This is a genomic window from Aeromonas sp. R1-1 (assembly GCF_040908495.1).
GTDB lineage: Bacteria > Pseudomonadota > Gammaproteobacteria > Enterobacterales > Aeromonadaceae > Aeromonas > Aeromonas veronii.
Genome location: NZ_JBFODV010000200.1, coordinates 12,867 through 32,104, shown reverse-complemented (window position 1 = coordinate 32,104; position 19,238 = coordinate 12,867). Strand labels below are relative to the sequence as shown.

The window sequence follows — 19,238 nt, the reverse complement described above, 5'->3', positions numbered from 1 at the left end:
GCAAGCATATGCTGCTCAAACGCAGCGGAGCCTACTATCATGTCGAGCTGCCGATAGAGGGTGTCGAGAGGGGTAAGCAGCACAGGGCCCGCCAGCAGACGCGGTTCACTCAGGGCAAAGGCCCAGCGGTGGCGCTGGGGCTCGGCGATCACCTCGTAGCTCCCGGCTGGCAACGGGCTATCTGCCAGTTGAGTGTTAGCCTGAGAAGAAGATGCCAGAAGGGTGAGCCCGGTCTGCACCGGCACCGTCCGTTGCCACGCCCTGACCTCGGGGCTCAGCAACCAGCGCTGGCCATCGAAAACCTCTTGGCGCATCACCGGAAAGTAGCGCTCGCGGGCAGGGGGCGGGCCATCGGCAAAAGTGACCCGAAACGCCAGCTCCGAGGAGTTGACCAGTTCGCTGATATCGCCGGGGGCCAGCTCTTCAGAGAGGCCCGACAGGGCACGGCTGGTGGTGGGCATCTGCCAGAGGGGCGGCAGCCTTGGCAGCAGCAGAAACAGAGTGATGAGCAGGGGAAGCGCCAGCAGCAGGGCACCACCCGCACTGCGCCATGGCCTTTTCTGTTCGGGGGCGACGGCGGCCACCAGCGCGGTCACTGCCAGCCAGAGCGCTATTGTCATTCCGGCCGTCCAGCCGATGCTCTGTCGCTGCACCAGCGCCAGCGCGATGAGAAAGAAGGCGAGCAGCAGCACCAGCTCGATATCCCGCTCGCGCCGTACCTCGATCATCTTGAGGCTATAGCCGAGCCAGAGCAGATTGATCAGGGCGGGCAGGGTGCCCAATGTGCGCCACTGCAACCCCAGCAACACCACGGTTGTGATGGCCAGCAGCGCCAACCAGCGGGCAGGCAGGGGCGGCCAGCCGCGCCACAGCATCATGGCCCGGACGCCGAGGGTGATGGCGCCCACTGTCACTACCCAGAGTTGCAACTGGGGCCAGAGCGCAGCGACCAGCAGCAGCTGTTGCAGGGCGATGAGTGGCAGCAGGCGGCGGTTATCGAGCAGCATCGGGCGTGCTCTTCGGTGGTGTGGCATCGAACTGGGCTAGTGCCAGCAGGCAGCGCTGCACAAAGGTGGCGCCACTATCGGGCCCCAGCGTCTGGTTTGCCAGCGTCAGGGTGAAGGGGATACCCCGCTTGCCGTAATCGGCGCACCACCAGGCCAGCACCGCCAGCCGCTGCTCCAGATCCCCACCCGCGACCCGCTGCAAGGTGAGGTGAGAGTCATCCTGCTGAGGTTCATTGAACTGTTTGGTCAGCAGGCCGCGCCCCTGGGCAAGTTGCTTCCAGGCGACCCGGCTCAGTGGTTCACCGGCCTGATGTGTCCGTAGGGTATCAAAGTCACCGAGATTCGCTGGAGCGGGTTGGCCCTGATGCCCCTCGCTTTGGGTCGCATGTTCCCCTCTTAGCGCCCCGAATGCCGGTTTGGGGGAAAGCCAGCCCTCCAACTGCAAGTCCAGCAGGGACCAGCAGCGAAACAGGCCGAGGGGGTAGCGGCTCTCGACCCGCAATCGACCAAGGGGCAGTGGCCCGCGGTGAGAGCCTGATACTGGCAAGATAACTGAGCTGGGCACAGCGTCGGCCTGTGCCAGCCAGAGGGATCCTTCGTTGAGGCTAAAATGGAGTGCCAGCACCGGGCGCGGACTCTGCACCAAGATACGGATAGGCAGCTGGCTACCCGCTTCCCCCAGCACCAGCGGGCCACCCAGCAGCTCCAACCCCAGCAGGTTGCGGTGGGTGAGCCACATGGCGGCCATAAACAGGCTGCCGAGGCAGTAGGCCACCAGCAGCACCAGATTGTTCTGATAGTTGGTGCCGAGCAGATAGATGGCGAGCAGCACCAGCAGATAGAGCAGCCCCATGCGGGTGGGGAGGATAAAGAGGGTTCTCGGTCCCAGCGTTATCTGGCGGGCCGGGGGAATGCGGCGGTCGAGCCAGCGTCGCTGCCAGCGGGCTCGCCACTGCTGCCAACGGTTTAGCAATTTGCTCATCAGGGATTGTCCGGATCGACCCGGGCCAGCAATCGCTGGCTAAGGGGACAGGCTTCGCCGTGTTGCACGCCAAAGCTGCCCCGCAGCCGATGCTCGGCCACATAGGGGAAGACTGCCTGCACATCCTCCACCGTGACAAAGCGCCGCCCCGCCACCAGCGCCCAAGCCCGGCTCACCGCCAGCAAGGTCTGGGCTGCCCGGGGGGAGAGGGGCTGTGGCAGCTCCCCATCAAAGCGGCTCTGGTGCACCAGTGCCAGCAGGTAGTCGAGGGTGGCATCCGAAACATGGATGGCATCCCCTTCGCTTTGCAAGGTGGCGAGTCCGGCAGCATCCAGCATGGCGGGCAATGGGCCAGTCGGTTGGTGGCCGCGTAGCAACTGGCGCTCCGCTTCTCGCGGCGGAAAACCCAGCGAGAGTCGCACGGCGAAGCGGTCGAGCTGGGACTCCGGCAGCGGATAGGTGCCCGCCTGATCCGCCGGATTCTGGGTGGCGATGACGAAAAATGGATCGGGGAGTGGGTGCGTGTGGCCCTCGATGCTCACCTTGCCCTCGGCCATCGCCTCCAGCAGGGCGCTCTGCACCTTGGGGCTGGCGCGGTTGATCTCGTCTGCCAGTAGAACCTGGGTGAAGATGGGGCCGGGGTGAAAGCGAAATGTTTGTTGCTGGGGGTCAAAAATCTGCAGCCCCAGCAGGTCGGCGGGGAGCAGATCGGCGGTGAACTGCATGCGCCTGCATGCCAGCCCCAGCACCTGCGCCAGCGCGTGGGCCAGGGTGGTTTTGCCCATGCCGGGCAGATCCTCGATCAGCAGATGACCGCGCGCCAGCAGGGTCACCAGCGCGATTTTCAGTTGCAGCGGCTTGCCCAGAATGACTTGCTCCAGTGCTGCCAGCAGCCCGGCAATCTGCTCTTCTCTCTTCATTCCCTTCATACACATTCCCTGTATTGCGTCGCACCTACAGCTTATACGCCCGCAAGGGTGAAGGCAGATAACAGACGGGCGGTAAAAGTGCTGCGCAGGGATGGCTATGAGCGGGAGGTGACCCGGTTTCTTACGGCCTCTGGTCGATTAAATATGGCCGCCTAGGCACGTAAATCAATACAATATTTCCTGATTGGAATGTACCGATCGCCATCTCTTCACTAGGTGAGGGCGCTGGGCGCCCATATAGTTGCCCCCATTGCGACGCGCTGCGTTGCTACCTTTGTCACCACCTTGGCCCCGCCACTGTTCGCCTGTCGCTGTGATCTGGCAGGCATCGGCACGCCAATCTGTTATGGAGCGTTCATGCCTGTATTCCTGTTGTGTACTTTTCTGATGATCATCCTCTATCCGGTCGGGATCGATCTCTATCTGGTCGCTGTGCCCCAGATTGCCGATACCCTGCAGGCGAGCGAGGCGCAGATCCACACCGCCTTCTCTATCTATCTGTTTGGCATGGCAGCCACCGTGCTGCTGGGCGGGATGATTGCCGATCGCTACGGGCGGCGCTGGGTGGTGCTCGGGGGCGCGCTGATTTTTGTCCTTGCCTCGCTGGTGGCAGGCAGTGCAGAGGGGATAAGTCAGTTCTATTTCGGCCGTTTCTGGCAAGGAGTCGGGGCGGGGGCGCTGTATATCATGACCTTTACCGTGCTGCGGGACGTGCTGTGTCAGGAGCGGCTGGCGATGGCGCTCTCGATGATCAACGGGGTCATCTGCGTGATCCCGGTGCTGGCGCCGGTGCTCGGTTACCTCATCCTGTCACATTTTGATTGGCGCGGGATCTTCGTGGCGATGGCGCTGGTGGCGGCCGTTAGCGGTCTGGTGAACTTGCTTCTGCTCAAGGAGACCCGCCCGGCGCGGCAACCGGGCAGTGGCGCGGCGCTGCCATTTGCCCTGCTGCGCTCCCCGCGCTTTATGTTGCTCTCCCTGCTGACCAGTGCCAGCGTGACCGCCATTCTGGTCTATGTCAGCGTCTCGCCGCTGATCCTGATGAAGGAGTTTGGCTTCACTACCGAGCAGTACTCCATCGTGATGATGGTGATGGCCGGCGTGAGTATGTCCACCTCCTTCCTGACGCCCCTGCTGTTGCGCTGGTTGGGCAAACAGAAAGTGCTGGCGGTGTCTCATCTCTGCTATCTGCTGGCGGCGTGCTCACTGTTCGGCAGCTGGCAGACGGGGGGCGATATCCATCTGCTGCTGCCGGGATTTGCACTGGTCTGTGTCGGCTTCTCCTGTGGCTTCGGGGGGGCGATGGGGGAGGCGCTCGATGGTTGTCAACACAATGTGGCGTTCGCCAGCGCGGTGCTCTGCATCATGCAGATCAGCCTCTCCGGCCTCTATATCTGGTTGCTTGGCCAGCTCGGCTTTACTCCGTCCGAGATGCTGATCTGCGCCTTGCTGCTGGCACTGCTCAGTTACCTGGCTGTCAAAGGGCTGTTACCATGGCTCGCGCTTCGTGAAGCGCGGTCGCAGGGCTGATGGAAGATGAGAGGGGATATGCGCAATCTGGGTGAACTCGATTTGAACCTGCTGGTGGTATTCAAGTACCTGATGCAGGAGCGCAGTGTGGCAGGGGCGGCGAAAAAGCTCTGTGTCACTCCGTCGGCGGTGAGCAAGTCTTTGGCCAAATTGCGGGAGTGGTTTGACGATCCCCTGTTTGTACGGGTACGGCAGGGGTTGCAGCCCACCAACCTCTCCCTGACCCTGGAGGAGGAGCTGAAGGTCTGGTTCCAGCTCACTGACAGCATCACCTCGCTCAATAGCGAGGCGATCCCCGATGGTGCCCGCTTCACCCTGGTGATGGAGTCCCCCTTCTACATCAGCTTCCTGAGCGATCTGCCCATGACCATCTACCAGAAGTACCCCAACTCGGTGGTCAGGATGCTGGGGTGGGATCACCACTCCCTCAACGACATCGTCAACGGCGATGCGGATCTCGGCTTTTGTGCCCGCGAGACCCATGGCCGCTCTCTGGCCAAGGTCAACCGCTTGCCCTACTACATCGATCATGAGGTGCTGTTCACCGATCGCCCGGTGGTCTTTCTGCGCAAGGATCACCCCTTGCTCCAGCAGAAGTGGTCGCTGGAGAACTTTCTGGCCTGCCCCCAGATCAGCATGGTGTGGGAAGCGAACGATACTTGGGCCCTCGACAGCCTGCTGGAGGACGAGGGGCGGAAGCGGGAGGTGCCCATCATGGTCTCCAGCTTCGAGCAGGCGCTGCATATTGCCTCCCAGTCGAGCCATGAGCTGATTGCGGTGGCTCCTTCCTACTGCGGTGGTTATGCCAGTCGGCATCATGGCAATCTGATCGCCATGCCGCTGCCGCTACCCGAAAAGCTCTATGCCCAGCTTGAGATCGCCTTCATCCTGCTGTGGCACAAACGGCACAATCAGGATGCCAAGGTGATGTGGCTGCGCAACGAGATCCGGCGGCTCTACAACGACGAATCGCCACGCTAATGTGACCGTGACGGTGCCCATCGATCAGCCGGAGCCATCTGCTCCGGCTTTTTGTTGTCGTATCGCCCGGATGAGTGGGCTTTTGCACGACTTAAGTGCCGAGATCGGGTTCAAACTGTGTGCCATTCAACTCTCTTTATGCACAGATTGGCCTTGGTTGCACGTCTCGAGTGAAGCTCTTTTCACGAAAAAAATTCATGTGGTTTCATTAGAAAACTTCACTGATAGTCACTTTTAAAGTGTGATCGACCATTAAGTTCCTGTATTTGCAGTGATATAGCATGACATCCCTTGGAATGGCGGGGTTAGATAGCGCCTGTGTAGTGTGATAGCCAGTAGAGCGCGGCGTGAGCCAGCCCCACAGGTCGTCTGTGGCCGTGTCATGCCCCGGCTATCAAGCCACCAGCCATGAGTGACGGAGCAGAGGGGAATAAGCATCAAGGTTGATAAACCGGCTTGAGTAAAGGGATGCAGCAAAGGTAGAACCCGGAGCCGGCAACTGTACTGGGAGACGCCACTCACCATCCCCCGATAACCCGTAATTGAAACCGGCTAGATGAAAGACACCTTTCATCGAACGGGGCGCGTGCACCCGAAAATAGCCAGATTGGCAGGCTGACTGCGCTCCCCGTTATGGCAATAGCGGGCAAAAAATAGTGCGGCAGCCACCATCAGATTAATAAAAATAAATCTCAGCAAAGGCAGGTTGATATGCGTCCAGCAACAGCACCCACAGGGTTGTTACAACAACCCAAACCCTTCTTCATGATATTTTTCGTCGAACTCTGGGAGCGCTTCGGTTATTACGGCGTGCAGGGGATCCTGGCGGTTTTCTTTGTACAGCAACTGGGATTTTCCCAAGAGCAATCCTTTATTACTTTCGGTGCCTTCTCGGCGCTGGTATATGGTCTGATCTCGGTCGGTGGCTATGTCGGCGACCATATTCTCGGCACCAAGCGCACCATGGTGCTGGGGGCAGTGGTGTTGGTGATAGGCTACTTTATGACCGGCCTCTCTATCTACAATCCCGACCTGATTTTCTATGCGCTAGGCACCATCGCGGTCGGTAACTGCCTGTTCAAGGCCAATCCGGCCAGCCTGCTGTCAAAATGCTACCAGCCAAAAGATCCGCGGCTGGATGGGGCGTTTACCCTGTTCTATATGTCGATCAATATCGGCTCCCTTATTTCCCTCTCGCTCGCTCCGGTGATTGCCGATCACTACGGCTATACCGTGACCTATAACCTGTGCGGGGTGGGGCTGATTATTGCGCTGCTCACCTTCTTTGCCTGTCGCAATATGGTCAAGGATATTGGCTCCGAGCCGGATCACCTGCCACTGAATTACAGCAAGCTGCTGCTGGTTATATTGGGTTCGGTAGCCATGGTCTTCTTCTGTGCCTGGCTGATGCACCACGTGGTGATCGCCAACATGGTGCTGATGACGGTGACCATCGCCGTGGTGATATTCTTTTTTCGCGAGGCGTTCAAGCTCGACAGCGTGGGCCGCAACAAGATGTATGTGGCCTTCGTGCTGATGCTGGAGGCGGTGCTCTTCTATGTGCTTTACGCCCAGATGCCGACGTCTCTCAACTTCTTTGCCATCAACAACATGCACCACGAAATGCTGGGCATGAGCGTCAACCCCATCAGCTTCCAGGCGCTCAACCCCTTCTGGGTGGTGGTGGGTAGCCCGGTACTCGCGATGATCTATACCCGGATGGGCAGCAAGGGGCGGGATCTCACCATGCCGCTCAAATTCACCCTCGGGATGTTCTTCTGCTCGCTGGGCTTTCTGACGGCGGCTGCATCCGGCTGGTGGTTTGCCGATGAACAGGGGCTTACCTCCCCCTGGTTTATGGTGCTTATCTACCTGTTCCAGAGTCTGGGCGAGCTGATGATAAGCGCCTTGGGGCTGGCGATGGTCGCCGCGCTGGTGCCGCAACGGCTGATGGGCTTCATTCTCGGAATGTGGTTCCTGACTCAAGCGATGGCATCCCTGCTGGGAGGCTATGTGGCGACCTTTACCGCCGTGCCGCAAGGGATGACGGATCCGCTGCAAACTTTGCCCATTTACACCGGCGTATTTGGCAAGATCGGGATGGCGACTCTGCTGATTGCGGTAGTGATGGGGCTGATGGTGCCCTGGCTCAACCGGATGATGAATGCGACGCCGACCGAAGCCGAAGGGCTGGTCGCGGGTCAATCACAGGTGTAATGAGGGGATTGTGCGAGACAAGGCAAGGGCGGCGACCCTTGCCTTGCTGTTGATGGCTTAGTTGTACTGCTCTTCCATCCAGGCTTCGACGATCAACTGCGCCGAGACGCCGTCCACACTGCCTTTTTCCAGCGCGCGATAGCCGCCTCGCTCAAACAGGCGGGCGCGGGCATCTGTGGTGGTGAGCCGCTCATCCTTGAATTCCACCGGCTTGCCGAAACGGCCATGCAGCCGGTTGCCGAATTTGCGGGCCCGTACCGTGATCTCCTGATCGGTGCCATCCATGTTCAGCGGCAGGCCGACCACCAGCAGGTCCGGTTGCCACTCCTTGAGCAGCTTCTCAATCTCGTCCCAGTTGGGGATGCCGTCGTTGGCCTTGAGGGCGCGCAGAGGCTGGGCTGTGCCAGTCAGCTCCTGACCGATGGCGACGCCAATGCTCTTGGTGCCATAGTCAAAGCCCATGATGCTGCGTGATGACATAACTGATAAATCCTTGAAATAGAGAGCGGAGCGGGCCAGCCGATCAGCTGTGGCCGATATCGCTGGAGAGGTGAACCGGGTTCACCCCTATGCTGGCGGCAGCTTGCTGCCAACGTTTGTGAATGGGGGTCTTGAACACCAGAGCCGGATTGGGGGGGATCACCAGCCAGGCGCCGTCCACCAGCTCCTGCTCCAGCTGCCCGGCGCTCCAGCCGGCATAGCCAAGGGCCACCAGCCAATGGGCAGGGGCTTCGCTCGTACCCAGGGTTTCCAGAATATCCTTGGAGGTGGTCACCATCATCTCATCCCCCACCTGCAGGGTGGAGTTGAAACCGGGGCGGAAGCTGTGCAGCACGAAGCCGCGATCGGCGTGAACCGGCCCCCCTTGCAGCACCGGCTGCTTGAGCTCCGGGTTGTTGGGCGGATTGAGCTGGAGCTGGGTCAGCATGGTTTCCAGCGACATCTCGACCGGAATGTTGACGACCAGTCCCATGGCGCCCTCTTCGTTGTGCTCGCACAGATAGACCAGCGAGCGCTCGAAGTAGGGATCCGTCAGGCTTGGCATGGCAAGCAGGAAGTGATTTTGCAGTGTTTGCATAGAGGCCAAATAGTGCAAAGGTATTTGAGGTCAATTATGGCAGTTGATCCCCATGGGAAAAACCGCTTTTTGGGCTGGGCGAGATCCCGCCCCTTTCCGGATTGTCTTGAAACAGAGGGGGTGGCGCCGGGCCACCCTCTCTGTTTCCGGGCTTGTCAGTGGCGGTTACCCCTGAACAGGCCGGCTTAGCCTGCCTGGCGATTATTTGCCCAGCCGACGCTCGATGGCATCCATCAGCATACCGGTGATGTGCACGTCGAAGGTTGCTTCAATCTCGCGAATGCAGGTCGGGCTGGTGACGTTAATCTCGGTCAGCCGATCGCCGATGATGTCGAGACCGACGAAGATGAGCCCTTTCTCTTTCAACGTCGGGCCCACCGCACGGGCGATGGCCCAGTCCGCTTCGCTCAGGGGACGCGCTTCACCACGGCCACCGGCCGCCAGATTGCCACGGGTTTCGCCCTGCGCCGGAATACGGGCGAGGCAGTAGGGAACAGGTTCACCGTCCACTACCAGTACCCGCTTGTCGCCATCCTTGATGGCGGGCAGATAGGTCTGCGCCATGCAGTACTGGCTGCCGTGGGCGGTCAGGGTTTCGATAATCACGCCGACGTTGGCGTCATCTTCCTTCATGCGGAAGATGGAGGCGCCGCCCATGCCGTCCAGCGGCTTGAGGATCACGTCCTTATGCTTCGCGTGGAAGGCGCGCAGCTTGTCGGCGCGGCGTGTCACCAGCGTGGTCGGGGTATGCTCGGCAAACCAGGCCGTGTAGAGCTTCTCGTTGGCGTCGCGCAGGCTCTGCGGCTTGTTGACGATAAGGCAACCCTCATCCTCGGCCCGCTCCAGCATGTAGGTGGCATAGATAAATTCGGTGTCGAACGGCGGATCCTTGCGCATCAGGATCACATCGAGGTTGGAGAGGGGCTGATCCACCACCTCGCCCAGCGTGTACCAGTCGGCATAGTCATACTTGACGGTGAGCGGGCGCATGGTGCCAAAGGCGCGACCGGCTTCCATGTAGAGATCCTTCATCTCCAGATAGAAGAGCTCATAGCCGCGCTTTTGCGCCTCTTCGAGCATGGCAAAGCTGGAATCTTTCTTGATGTTGATGGCCGAGATGGGGTCCATCACGATGCCGAGTTTAATGGTCATCCGCTGTTCCTTTTTAATGGCTCGATAGGGTTGTAGGGTCGATTAGCGCAGCGTAATCGTCCGCTTGAGGCTGCGTCGATGCAGCCATGGGGCTGATTGATGCGGCCGATAGTATCAAGCTAGATCGCCAAAGCGGCACTGCAGCGCAGTAATCGCAGTCAGGGCGGCGGTTTCGGTGCGCAGCACCCGCGGCCCCAGCAGCATCTCTTTGAAATCTTCCTGCACGGTACGGGCGATCTCGTCGCTCGACAATCCCCCTTCCGGGCCAATCAGCAGGCGCACGCCGTGCTCGGGAACGGGCAGGGTGTTGATGCTGTACTCGGCGCGCGGGTGCAGGTTGAGCTTGAGCTCTTTGGTCTCTTCCGCCAGCCAGGCATCCAGCTCCATCGGCATACGCACTTCGGGCACCACGTTGCGGCCGCACTGTTCGCAGGCGCTGATCACCACCTTCTGCCACTGCTCGCGCTTCTTCTCCAGTCGATCGGCCGGCAGCTTGACGCCACAGCGCTCCGAGAAGAGCGGGGTGATGCAGGTGACGCCCAGCTCCACCGATTTCTGGATGGTGAAGTCCATCTTGTCGCCACGGCTGATCACCTGACCTAGGTGGATGGCCAACGGTGACTCCACCGATTGGACGTCGCAGCTGTCGATGGTCACTTCCACCGACTTTTTGCCGACGCTGGCGATGGTGGCGGGATATTGAGTGCCATCGCCGTTGAACAGCTCGAGCTGCTGGCCCGGCTGCATGCGCAGTACCCGGCCGATATGGTTGGCGCCGTCTTCCGACAGGGCGATGGTCTGGCCAACTTGCAGGGTGGCCGGTTCATAGATACGTGGAATGCGCATGGCTGCTTGTCAGTCTCTTGCTTGGAAACCCTTCATATCCTGCGGCGAGCAAGGCTCACACGGCAGTGGGGAAGGGCTTCATGATAGGAGGGGCTATCCCCTCCCAGGTCAAATGGGGTTATTGGCACTGCTTTTCAATAAAGGGATTGGTATTGCCCTGCAGCTTGCCGATGTGGCGGTTGCGCTCGCACTCCCAGCCCTCTGCCGGGTACTGGCGATCCCAGGCTTCAAACAGTTTACGCTGTTGCGCTGCCAGACGCAGCCCATACTGCTGGCTCATGTAGAGGTAGGCGCGGGCAATCTGGCCCCGTACCGGCCCCTTGGGCGGCTGCACCCGACGATCCTTGAAATCCACCAGCATCTGGCACTGGCCGTACTGATCCGGCTTGCCGTTCCAGTCGGAGAAGCGGTAGTTGGCCCGATCGCCGTTCACTTCGCCGATGGCGGGGAAGAGGTTGTGCATGTCCCCCTCCATCTTGTTGAACTCGGGACTCGCTTTTTCGCAGTTCTTGCGACCGCCATCCTGCCAGCACTGCAGCTGGTGGCCGAACTCCCAGGCGGGGACCACGTGTTCCCACTCGATGCGGGCGGCGCGTTTGGCCTGCTTGCGCGGCTCGTAACCGCAGCTGGCGAGATCCGGGCTCATTTTCTTGCCCTGATAGTCGATGTCGCAGCCGCAGTAGAAGGTGGTGACCGCAGGCTGGCTGCGATAGATCTTCACCAGATCCTGCTTGGCTTCGCGAAAGGTCTGGGCGTGCAGGGGGGCGCTGAGCAGCGGTAAACCGGCCAGCAGGGTCAGGGCGAGGGAGGAGATGAAACGCATGGGATTCCTTGCAAACGGGGTGATTGACGAACGATGGCGGGCACCCTACCACAGGGGCGCGACACAAGCTGGCTTACTGCTCTGGCTCCGGCCGTTCCCGCTCCAGCGGCTGCTTGCAGCGACGACAGTGATAGCGGGCTTCGCCACGCACCACCTTGTTGTGGCGGCGTATCGACAGTTGATGCTGCTGGCAGTGACAGCGATAGGGCACGGTGCGCTGGGCCAGTACCGCCAGATCGAAGCTGTGGGTGGTTCTGGGCTCAAGGCCGAACACCTCCCGCATTACCGATTGCCACTGGCGGCCGTGGGGTAGCACCCGGTTTTTGCCGCGCCCGTCACCCCACAGGGCATAGACCAGCAGATGGGCCACCTCGTGGGGCACCACCTCATCCAGAAACGCCTGCTGGTTGGCCTGATAGAGGGCAGGGTTGAAGCGCAACTCCCAGGTTTGCAGCCGCGCCGATCCTGCCGCCCGGCCCCGCATATTGCAGTAGATCCGCGGGCGGGGGAAGGTGCGGCCAAGGCGCGCCTCGGCCTGCACAAAGCAGGCTTCTACGCGTTGTTGCAGCAGGGCGACAAGCTGGGCAGGAGTGGCAGACATCAACATCTCGTCAGATAGCGGATAAGCAAAAGGGGAGCCAGGCTCCCCTTTTATCACAACAGCGAGCCTTACAGGCCAGCGGCGGAACGCAGCAGTTCGGCCTTGTCGGTCTGCTCCCACGGGAACTCGTCACGACCGAAGTGACCGTAGGCAGCGGTAGCCTGGTAGATCGGGCGCTTCAGATCCAGCATTTCGATCAGGCCATACGGGCGCAGTTCGAAGTGCTCGCGCACCAGTTTGACCAGCAGCTCTTCGGCGACCTTGGCAGTACCGAAGGTTTCGACGCTGATGGAGGTCGGCTCGGCCACGCCGATGGCGTAGGAGATCTGGATTTCACAGCGATCGGCCAGACCGGCGGCAACGATGTTTTTTGCAACGTAACGTGCGGCGTAGGCAGCGGAACGGTCAACCTTGGACGGATCCTTGCCGGAGAAGGCGCCACCACCGTGACGGGCCATGCCGCCGTAGGTGTCGACGATGATCTTGCGACCGGTCAGACCGCAGTCACCCATCGGGCCGCCGATAACGAAACGGCCGGTCGGGTTGATGAAGTATTTGGTGTCCTTGTTGACCCACTCGGCCGGCAGCACCGGCTTGATGATCTCTTCGCGTACCGCTTCAACCAGATCTTTGTGGCTGATGGATTCGGCGTGCTGGGTAGACAGCACAACGGCATCCACACCGATGATCTTGCCTGCGTCGTCGTAGGCGAAGGTCAGCTGGCTCTTGGCATCCGGACGCAGCCACGGCAGGGTGCCGTTCTTGCGCACTTCAGCCTGACGCTTCACCAGCAGGTGAGAGTAGGTGATGGGGGCTGGCATCAGCACGTCGGTTTCGTTGGTGGCGTAGCCGAACATCAGGCCCTGGTCGCCAGCGCCCTGCTCCAGCGGATCGCTGCGGTCAACACCCTGGTTGATGTCCGGGGACTGCTTGCCGATGGCGTTCAGCACGGCGCAGGAGTCAGCATCGAAGCCCATGTCGGAGTGGGTGTAGCCGATTTCACGTACGGTATCACGCACGATCTCTTCGATATCAACCCAGGCAGAGGTGGTTACTTCGCCGGCCACCATGACCATACCGGTCTTGACCAGGGTCTCGCAGGCGACACGGGCCTTGGTATCTTGCTTGAGGATGGCGTCCAGTACCGCATCGGAGATCTGGTCCGCAATCTTGTCGGGATGGCCTTCGGAGACCGACTCGGAAGTAAACAGCTTTGCCATGATAAGAGTCTCAGCTTGTCTGGGTTATCGCCACGGCAATAACCGGATGAATGGGATGGTGTAGAGGTATCTACATCTGGACGTCTATTTTAATTAGCGCCCCCCCCGATTGCCAGCACTATTTTGTCGCGCAGTGTCCAATGGGTCACAAGCGGTGCTCTCCTATCCCGAAAGGGATGGAAATCAAACGTTTTTCTCTGGTTGCTTTGGTCAATAGAGGGCAAGAAAAGCGATTGTCCTCCCAAAGCCACTTTATTCATCCAGATAATATTTGCACGCCGCGCGCCCTGCTGGGACAATAACGCGCCTTAATCTTGGCCATCAAATGAAGCAATCGCAGGAGATTCAGATGCCTTCTCGTAAAGAGCTTGCCAATGCCATTCGTGCATTGAGTATGGATGCCGTTCAAAAAGCCAACTCCGGTCACCCGGGCGCCCCCATGGGAATGGCGGATATCGCCGAAGTGCTGTGGCGTAGCCACCTCAGACATAACCCGAACAACCCCAAGTGGGCCGACCGCGACCGTTTCATTCTCTCCAACGGCCACGGCTCCATGCTGCTGTACTCCCTGCTGCACCTCTCCGGTTATGACCTCTCCATCGACGATCTGAAAAACTTCCGCCAACTGCACTCTCGCACCCCGGGTCACCCGGAGTACGGCTATGCACCGGGCGTTGAAACCACCACTGGCCCGCTGGGTCAGGGCATCACCAACGCCGTTGGTATGGCGATCGCCGAAAAAGCCATGGCTGAGCAGTTCAACCAGCCGGGCCACGACATCGTTGACCACTACACCTACGCCTTTATGGGCGACGGCTGCCTGATGGAAGGTATCTCCCACGAAGCGTGCTCCCTGGCAGGTACCCTGCAACTGGGCAAACTGATCGCGTTCTGGGATGACAACGGTATCTCCATCGACGGTCACGTAGAAGGCTGGTTCACCGATGACACCGTCAAGCGCTTCGAAGCTTACGGCTGGCACGTTATCCCGGCTGTTGACGGTCACAGCCCGGAAGCCATCAATGCCGCCATCGAAGCCGCCAAGGCCGAGACCGGCAAGCCGACTCTGATCTGCTGCCGCACCATCATCGGTTACGGCTCCCCGAACAAATCCGGTTCTCACGACTGCCACGGCTCACCGCTGGGCAACGACGAGATCGCCGCTGCTCGCGCCTTCCTGAAGTGGGACCACGCGCCGTTCGTTATCCCGGCCGATATCGCTGCCGAGTGGAACGCTCAGGAGAAGGGCGCTGCACTGGAAGCTGACTGGGCTGCCAAGTTCGCCGCCTATGAAGCCGCTCACCCGACTCTGGCTGCCGAATTCAAGCGCCGTACCGCTGGCGAACTGCCGGCCAACTGGGCTGCCGAATCCGCCAAGATCATCGAAACCCTGCAAGCCAACCCGGCCAAGATCGCAACCCGTAAAGCGTCCCAGAACTCTCTGGAAGCGTTCGGCAAGCTGCTGCCGGAGTTCATGGGCGGCTCTGCTGACCTGGCGCCTTCCAACCTGACCATGTGGTCCGGCTCCAAGTCTCTGACCAACGACGACGCCTCCGGCAACTACATCCACTACGGTGTACGCGAGTTCGGCATGTCCGCCATCATGAACGGTATCGCCCTGCACGGTGGTTTCATCCCCTACGGCGCCACCTTCCTGATGTTCATGGAGTACGCTCGCAACGCCCTGCGCATGGCCGCCCTGATGAAGCAGCGCGCCATCTTCGTTTACACCCACGACTCCATCGGTCTGGGTGAAGATGGCCCGACTCACCAGCCGGTTGAGCAGATCGCCTCCCTGCGTCTGACCCCGAACATGAGCACCTGGCGTCCGTGTGACCAGGTTGAATCTGCCATCGCCTGGAAGCACGCCATCGAGCGTACTGACGGCCCGACCTCGCTGATCTTCTCTCGTCAGAATCTGGCCCAGATGGACCGTACTGCCCAGCAGTTGGCCGACACCGCCAAGGGTGGCTACGTGCTGAAGGATTGCGCCGGTACTCCGGAGCTGATCCTGATTGCCACCGGTTCCGAAGTGGAACTGGCCGTTGCCGCCTATGAGCAGCTGACTGCCAAGGGTCGTGCCGTGCGCGTGGTCTCTCTGCCGTCTACCGACGTGTTCGACGCCCAGTCTGCCGAGTACAAAGAGTCCGTCCTGCCGTCTTCCGTCACCAAGCGTGTGGCCATCGAAGCCGGCATCGCTGACTACTGGTACAAGTACGTCGGTTTCGGCGGCAAGATCATCGGTATGACCACCTTCGGTGAGTCCGCACCGGCCGAGCTGCTGTTCAAGGAATTCGGCTTTACCGTGGAAAACGTGGTTGCGACCGCAGAGTCCCTGTAATAGCTTATTGCTGTGTATAGAACTGAAAAGCGCCTCCTTCGGGAGGCGCTTTTTTTATAAAATCGTTGCGATGCCTACAAATATGGAAACTGTTAAAAATAAATTAGTTACTTATATTGCATTGAGTGTCAATGGATGGTTGTTATGTGAAAAATACGATTGTGGTGACTTTCTATGATAGAAACAGTTGAATTTGGAAAGGTAGAGGAACTTTTTGAATTTATATCCCCTTGGGGAAATGAAACTGATATTAATGGCTATATTTTTCGAGGGCATGGGCAAGAACACTATAAACTAATTCCGACTGCATTGCGGCTAGAATATATTGATCAATTCTGGCATGTTTGCGGTTTGGGTAAGCCTATAGAGCCACAGCATCTATGGCAAAGGTGGCAAATTTCTGCTGAATATCATCTGTTGCGTTCATTTTATCGACTGGCAGACCAACGTGGTTTAGACGTTCCAGTATCACCAAGAGTTCGAGAAAATTTGTCTCAGGATTTTGATTTTATGGGGATGACGAATAATAATTATAGTGAAACATGGATTCCCAGTGATTTATTAGAAACTGCAGGGCTTGCTCAACATTATGGGATACCAACTCGTTTACTCGACTGGACATATGATATTTATGTTGCGTTATATTTTGCATTTAGAGGAGCATTAAATAAAAATACAAAGTTATGCGTTTGTGCTTTAAATAAAGAATACCTTTCTTTTTTAAAACCTACAGTTAATTCGATTAATGTCAATTTCGTAACCCCTCATTATGCCGCGAACCCCAATATCAGTGCACAAAAAGGATTATTTACACATTGGCCTATTATGGTTCAGCCTCATACTTCAGAGCTACAAGCTATGATGTTGGGTCAGGGCGCAGCGCTAACAGATAGAAGACCATTAGATGAACTAATAATTTCTCAAATTAAGCATGATACTAGAGTGCCTAATATTTTTAAGAGATTTATTTTACCGTGTAGCGAAGCAGCTAAAGGGAGTCGTATTTTAGATAAGTTGGGCTATGACTCCGCACGTATATTCCCTGGTTATGATGGGGTTGCTAAACAATTGTTGTCAATGCATCAATATAAATAGGATGTAATGATGGGTGACGATTGATAGTTAATCATGAAAACCTTACGACAGAATCATGTTGTTTTACGCATCGAAGGTTACGATATCAATTTGAGCTAGCTCGTAGTTCGTAGGTTAAATTAGCGAAGCGTAATCGAACGTCACGTTCATTAAGACGATGCCATAAAAATAATGCCCCCTCCTGTTACCAAAAAAGAAACCGGCATATAGCCGGTCTCTTTTTTATTTACCGCAACATTACACCTGCGGCGGGGTACTTTCCGCGTTGGATATCACCGCATCCACCTCGGCCTGCTCCACTATGGGCTTTATCAATCTGACGATAACGGTGCCATGGTTAACACCAGCTTGCCGATATGACGGCCTGAATCCAGCAAATGGTGGGCGGCGGCGGCCTCATGCAGCGGGAAGGTCTGGTAAACCTGCGGTTTGACCTCACCGCGTTCGATAAATGGCCAGACATGAGTTTGCAGCTGGGCAATAAGCTCGGCTTTTTCCTGCGGAGTACGCGAGCGAAGGGTCGAGCCGATATGGGTCAGTCGTTTTTGCAGCATGGGAAACAGATCCAGATTGGGGGCGGCGCCCGCAATAATGCCGATCTGGACTATGCGGCCATTGATGGCGGCCGCCGCATAGTTGCGCGCGACATACTCCCCGCCAATGATATCGAGAATGATGTCGGCGCCATGGCCATTGGTGGCGGCATGCACTGCCTCGACAAAATCCTCCTCCTTGTAGAGCACGGCCACATCCGCGCCCAGCTTGATGCTAGCGGCCTGCTGCTCGGGTGAGCCGACCGTGGTGATGATTTTGGCGGCGCCAAATGCCTTGGCCAGCATGGTGGCGGTCGTGCCGATACCGGAGGCACCGCCATGGATCAAGATAATGTCCCCTTTTTTAAACTGACCCCGTTCAAACATATTTGACCAGACCGTCATAAAGGTTTCCGGCAGCGCCGCGGCTTCGACAAAGCTCAATCCGGGCGGCAGGGGCAGGACATTGCCCTGGTGGGCGACGCTGTACTCGGCATAGCCGCCACCCGAAATCAGCGCTGCGACCTTGTCGCCAATCTTGAGATGGGTCACCTGCTCCCCCTTGGCGACCACGACCCCGGCGACCTCCAGCCCGGGAATATCCGATGCCCCTGCCGGAGGCGGGTAGAGCCCCTTGCGCTGCATCACATCCGGCCCATTGATGCCGGTCGCATAGTGCCGGATCAAGACCTCATCGGGCTTGGGCGCTGGTGTGGCGCGGGTGGTCAGTTGCAAGACATCGGGGCCACCGGGCTGGGTAATCTCTACCGCGTTCATGGTGGCGGGAATGAAATGAGAATGAGACATCAGCTGCTCCTGTAACGAGGTGATATGAGGTTCCCCGGATGGGATGAGCACCAAGATAGTGGAGATTGCTGATGAATAAACGCAGTATTATCCCTTATCTGTAATGCAAAAATGCATTTCAACCGGGAGTCGTGATGAACTGGGATGATGCGAAAATTTTTCTGGCGTTGCATCGGGAAGGGAGCCTGCGAGGCGCCGCCCGTGTGGTCGGGGTCGATCAGGCAACCATTGGCAGACGGATTGCCGCACTGGAGCATCGTCTGGCGGCCACGCTGTTTCTCCGCACATCCAAAGGGTATGTGCTGACTCATGTCGGAGAGATAGTGCTGGCCAGCGCTCAGCAGATGGAGCTGGCGGCCATTGATTTCGTACGGGCGGCGCAAGGGGTCGACAACCGTCTGGTCGGGGAGGTCCGCGTGGCGACTACAGACACCCTGGGGATGGATTTTCTGATACCGGCCCTGACCGAGCTGCATCAGCGTTATCCCGATATCAGGGTCATCCTCAATACCTCGACCCAGGTGGTCAATCTGTCCTTGCGGGAAGCGGATATCGCGATCCGGACGGTGAAGCCGGACAATCCCGACCTGATTATTCGCAAGCTGGCCTCCTGGCCGGTCGGGTTGTATGCCTCCGCCGACTATCTGGCTCGCCATGGCATTCCCGAAGCGGGCTCCGGTTTTGCGGGCCATTCGCTGGTGGTGTATGAGCCCCACTGGCAGAGCGCGCGCTCGCCAATGATGCTCGAAGAGGCGGCCGAGGGGGCCACGGTCGCCGCGGGGGTCAATACCAGCCTGATGCTGCGTCAGGCCCTGCTGATGGGGCTGGGGCTTGGCGAGGTGGCGGTTCCGCTCGCCGAGCAAGCCGGGTTGGTGCGGGTCTGGCCCGAGCGGCAATTAGAGCAATCCTACGATGTGTGGCTGGTGACCCATCAGGATGTGCAGCATGCCGCGCGGGTCAGAGCGGTCATGGATGCCATCGTCAGGGCATTTGCCGCAATGGACTAACCCTGGCGGGCGCTCTGTTCAGGTTTTGTCGCAGCACTTTCACATCCCTTGCCATAGTCATGGCGGTTGAGGGAAAACCCTCATTTACT

Annotated in this window: 17 protein-coding genes; 6 read left to right on the top strand and 11 right to left on the bottom strand. The window is 58.6% G+C overall.

Going from position 1 to position 19,238, the window contains the following annotated elements; genetic code table 11:
• From AB5Y92_RS12890 to AB5Y92_RS12880, 3 genes are all read right to left on the bottom strand, one after another.
• The coding region (locus AB5Y92_RS12890; RefSeq protein WP_368226908.1) for a DUF3488 domain-containing protein at window positions 1-1,007 on the bottom strand (1,007 nt) is incomplete at its 3' end.
• Entirely contained in the window at window positions 994-1,989 is a 996-nt protein-coding gene (locus tag AB5Y92_RS12885) for a DUF58 domain-containing protein (RefSeq protein ID WP_201986992.1), read from the bottom strand. The genes AB5Y92_RS12890 and AB5Y92_RS12885, both read right to left, overlap by 14 nt.
• Window positions 1,989-2,909: a MoxR family ATPase gene (locus AB5Y92_RS12880; protein WP_150390599.1), complete on the bottom strand. Its 921-nt coding sequence runs from the start codon at window positions 2,907-2,909 to the stop codon at window positions 1,989-1,991. Before AB5Y92_RS12880 ends, AB5Y92_RS12885 begins: the two co-directional genes overlap by 1 nt.
• 366 nt (window positions 2,910-3,275) lie before the next feature.
• Here AB5Y92_RS12880 and AB5Y92_RS12875 point away from each other — a divergent pair, with 366 nt between their 5' ends.
• The 3 genes from AB5Y92_RS12875 (at window position 3,276) to dtpB (ending at window position 7,646) form a co-directional block, all read left to right on the top strand.
• A complete protein-coding gene (locus AB5Y92_RS12875) occupies window positions 3,276-4,448 on the top strand; it encodes an MFS transporter (protein WP_164537517.1) in 1,173 nt (390 codons plus the stop codon).
• An 18-nt stretch (window positions 4,449-4,466) separates the two neighbouring features.
• A complete protein-coding gene (yidZ, locus tag AB5Y92_RS12870) occupies window positions 4,467-5,429 on the top strand; it encodes an HTH-type transcriptional regulator YidZ (RefSeq protein ID WP_368226909.1) in 963 nt (320 codons plus the stop codon).
• A 711-nt stretch (window positions 5,430-6,140) separates the two neighbouring features.
• Window positions 6,141-7,646: a dipeptide/tripeptide permease DtpB gene (dtpB, locus tag AB5Y92_RS12865; protein WP_368226907.1), complete on the top strand. Its 1,506-nt coding sequence runs from the start codon at window positions 6,141-6,143 to the stop codon at window positions 7,644-7,646.
• Between the two features lie 57 nt (window positions 7,647-7,703).
• Here the strand turns inward: dtpB and ruvX are convergent, their stop codons facing one another.
• The 7 genes from ruvX to metK form a co-directional block, all read right to left on the bottom strand.
• Window positions 7,704-8,126, bottom strand: coding sequence for a Holliday junction resolvase RuvX (gene ruvX / locus AB5Y92_RS12860; RefSeq protein WP_005343821.1), 423 nt, complete (start codon window positions 8,124-8,126; stop codon window positions 7,704-7,706).
• 43 nt (window positions 8,127-8,169) lie between these two features.
• A complete protein-coding gene (locus tag AB5Y92_RS12855; RefSeq protein ID WP_005349793.1) occupies window positions 8,170-8,724 on the bottom strand; it encodes a YqgE/AlgH family protein in 555 nt (184 codons plus the stop codon).
• A 201-nt stretch (window positions 8,725-8,925) separates the two neighbouring features.
• Complete coding sequence (gene gshB / locus AB5Y92_RS12850) at window positions 8,926-9,876, bottom strand: glutathione synthase (protein WP_216949512.1); 951 nt, start codon at window positions 9,874-9,876, stop codon at window positions 8,926-8,928.
• 114 nt (window positions 9,877-9,990) lie between these two features.
• Window positions 9,991-10,722 carry a 16S rRNA (uracil(1498)-N(3))-methyltransferase gene (gene rsmE, locus AB5Y92_RS12845; RefSeq protein WP_064338534.1) on the bottom strand — a complete coding sequence of 244 codons (732 nt, stop codon included), beginning with the start codon at window positions 10,720-10,722 and terminating at the stop codon, window positions 9,991-9,993.
• 118 nt (window positions 10,723-10,840) lie between these two features.
• Window positions 10,841-11,545 (bottom strand): endonuclease, encoded by a 705-nt coding sequence (locus AB5Y92_RS12840; protein WP_042055150.1) that lies wholly within the window; start codon window positions 11,543-11,545, stop codon window positions 10,841-10,843.
• 73 nt (window positions 11,546-11,618) lie between these two features.
• Entirely contained in the window at window positions 11,619-12,146 is a 528-nt protein-coding gene (locus AB5Y92_RS12835; protein WP_042055152.1) for a SprT family zinc-dependent metalloprotease, read from the bottom strand.
• Between the two features lie 68 nt (window positions 12,147-12,214).
• A complete protein-coding gene (gene metK / locus AB5Y92_RS12830) occupies window positions 12,215-13,366 on the bottom strand; it encodes a methionine adenosyltransferase (RefSeq protein WP_005338519.1) in 1,152 nt (383 codons plus the stop codon).
• Window positions 13,367-13,715: 349 nt separating this feature from the next.
• Here metK and tkt point away from each other — a divergent pair, with 349 nt between their 5' ends.
• Together tkt and AB5Y92_RS12820 are read left to right on the top strand one after the other, a co-directional pair.
• Window positions 13,716-15,707, top strand: a complete 1,992-nt coding sequence (gene tkt, locus AB5Y92_RS12825) for a transketolase (RefSeq protein ID WP_005338517.1) — start codon at window positions 13,716-13,718, stop codon at window positions 15,705-15,707.
• A 174-nt stretch (window positions 15,708-15,881) separates the two neighbouring features.
• Complete coding sequence (locus tag AB5Y92_RS12820) at window positions 15,882-16,802, top strand: FRG domain-containing protein (protein ID WP_368226906.1); 921 nt, start codon at window positions 15,882-15,884, stop codon at window positions 16,800-16,802.
• A 311-nt stretch (window positions 16,803-17,113) separates the two neighbouring features.
• Here the strand turns inward: AB5Y92_RS12820 and AB5Y92_RS12815 are convergent, their stop codons facing one another.
• Window positions 17,114-18,142, bottom strand: coding sequence for an NAD(P)H-quinone oxidoreductase (locus tag AB5Y92_RS12815; RefSeq protein ID WP_368226905.1), 1,029 nt, complete (start codon window positions 18,140-18,142; stop codon window positions 17,114-17,116).
• 134 nt (window positions 18,143-18,276) lie between these two features.
• Between AB5Y92_RS12815 and AB5Y92_RS12810 the strand changes: the two genes are divergently transcribed.
• Complete coding sequence (locus AB5Y92_RS12810; RefSeq protein WP_368226904.1) at window positions 18,277-19,149, top strand: LysR family transcriptional regulator; 873 nt, start codon at window positions 18,277-18,279, stop codon at window positions 19,147-19,149.
• Window positions 19,150-19,238: the final 89 nt, after the last annotated feature.

What these genes read in the sequence shown, in the direction of transcription:
- AB5Y92_RS12835 (WP_042055152.1), bottom strand. Translation starts at nt 12,146, where the DNA reads ATGTCTGCCACTCCTGCCCAGCTTGTCGCCCTGCTGCAACAACGCGTA.
- AB5Y92_RS12820 (WP_368226906.1), top strand. Translation starts at nt 15,882, where the DNA reads ATGATAGAAACAGTTGAATTTGGAAAGGTAGAGGAACTTTTTGAATTT.
- AB5Y92_RS12875 (WP_164537517.1), top strand. Translation starts at nt 3,276, where the DNA reads ATGCCTGTATTCCTGTTGTGTACTTTTCTGATGATCATCCTCTATCCG.
- AB5Y92_RS12885 (WP_201986992.1), bottom strand. Translation starts at nt 1,989, where the DNA reads ATGAGCAAATTGCTAAACCGTTGGCAGCAGTGGCGAGCCCGCTGGCAG.
- ruvX (WP_005343821.1), bottom strand. Translation starts at nt 8,126, where the DNA reads ATGTCATCACGCAGCATCATGGGCTTTGACTATGGCACCAAGAGCATT.
- AB5Y92_RS12855 (WP_005349793.1), bottom strand. Translation starts at nt 8,724, where the DNA reads ATGCAAACACTGCAAAATCACTTCCTGCTTGCCATGCCAAGCCTGACG.
- gshB (WP_216949512.1), bottom strand. Translation starts at nt 9,876, where the DNA reads ATGACCATTAAACTCGGCATCGTGATGGACCCCATCTCGGCCATCAAC.
- rsmE (WP_064338534.1), bottom strand. Translation starts at nt 10,722, where the DNA reads ATGCGCATTCCACGTATCTATGAACCGGCCACCCTGCAAGTTGGCCAG.
- tkt (WP_005338517.1), top strand. Translation starts at nt 13,716, where the DNA reads ATGCCTTCTCGTAAAGAGCTTGCCAATGCCATTCGTGCATTGAGTATG.
- AB5Y92_RS12840 (WP_042055150.1), bottom strand. Translation starts at nt 11,545, where the DNA reads ATGCGTTTCATCTCCTCCCTCGCCCTGACCCTGCTGGCCGGTTTACCG.
- dtpB (WP_368226907.1), top strand. Translation starts at nt 6,141, where the DNA reads ATGCGTCCAGCAACAGCACCCACAGGGTTGTTACAACAACCCAAACCC.
- AB5Y92_RS12880 (WP_150390599.1), bottom strand. Translation starts at nt 2,909, where the DNA reads ATGAAGAGAGAAGAGCAGATTGCCGGGCTGCTGGCAGCACTGGAGCAA.
- AB5Y92_RS12810 (WP_368226904.1), top strand. Translation starts at nt 18,277, where the DNA reads ATGAACTGGGATGATGCGAAAATTTTTCTGGCGTTGCATCGGGAAGGG.
- AB5Y92_RS12815 (WP_368226905.1), bottom strand. Translation starts at nt 18,142, where the DNA reads ATGTCTCATTCTCATTTCATTCCCGCCACCATGAACGCGGTAGAGATT.
- yidZ (WP_368226909.1), top strand. Translation starts at nt 4,467, where the DNA reads ATGCGCAATCTGGGTGAACTCGATTTGAACCTGCTGGTGGTATTCAAG.
- metK (WP_005338519.1), bottom strand. Translation starts at nt 13,366, where the DNA reads ATGGCAAAGCTGTTTACTTCCGAGTCGGTCTCCGAAGGCCATCCCGAC.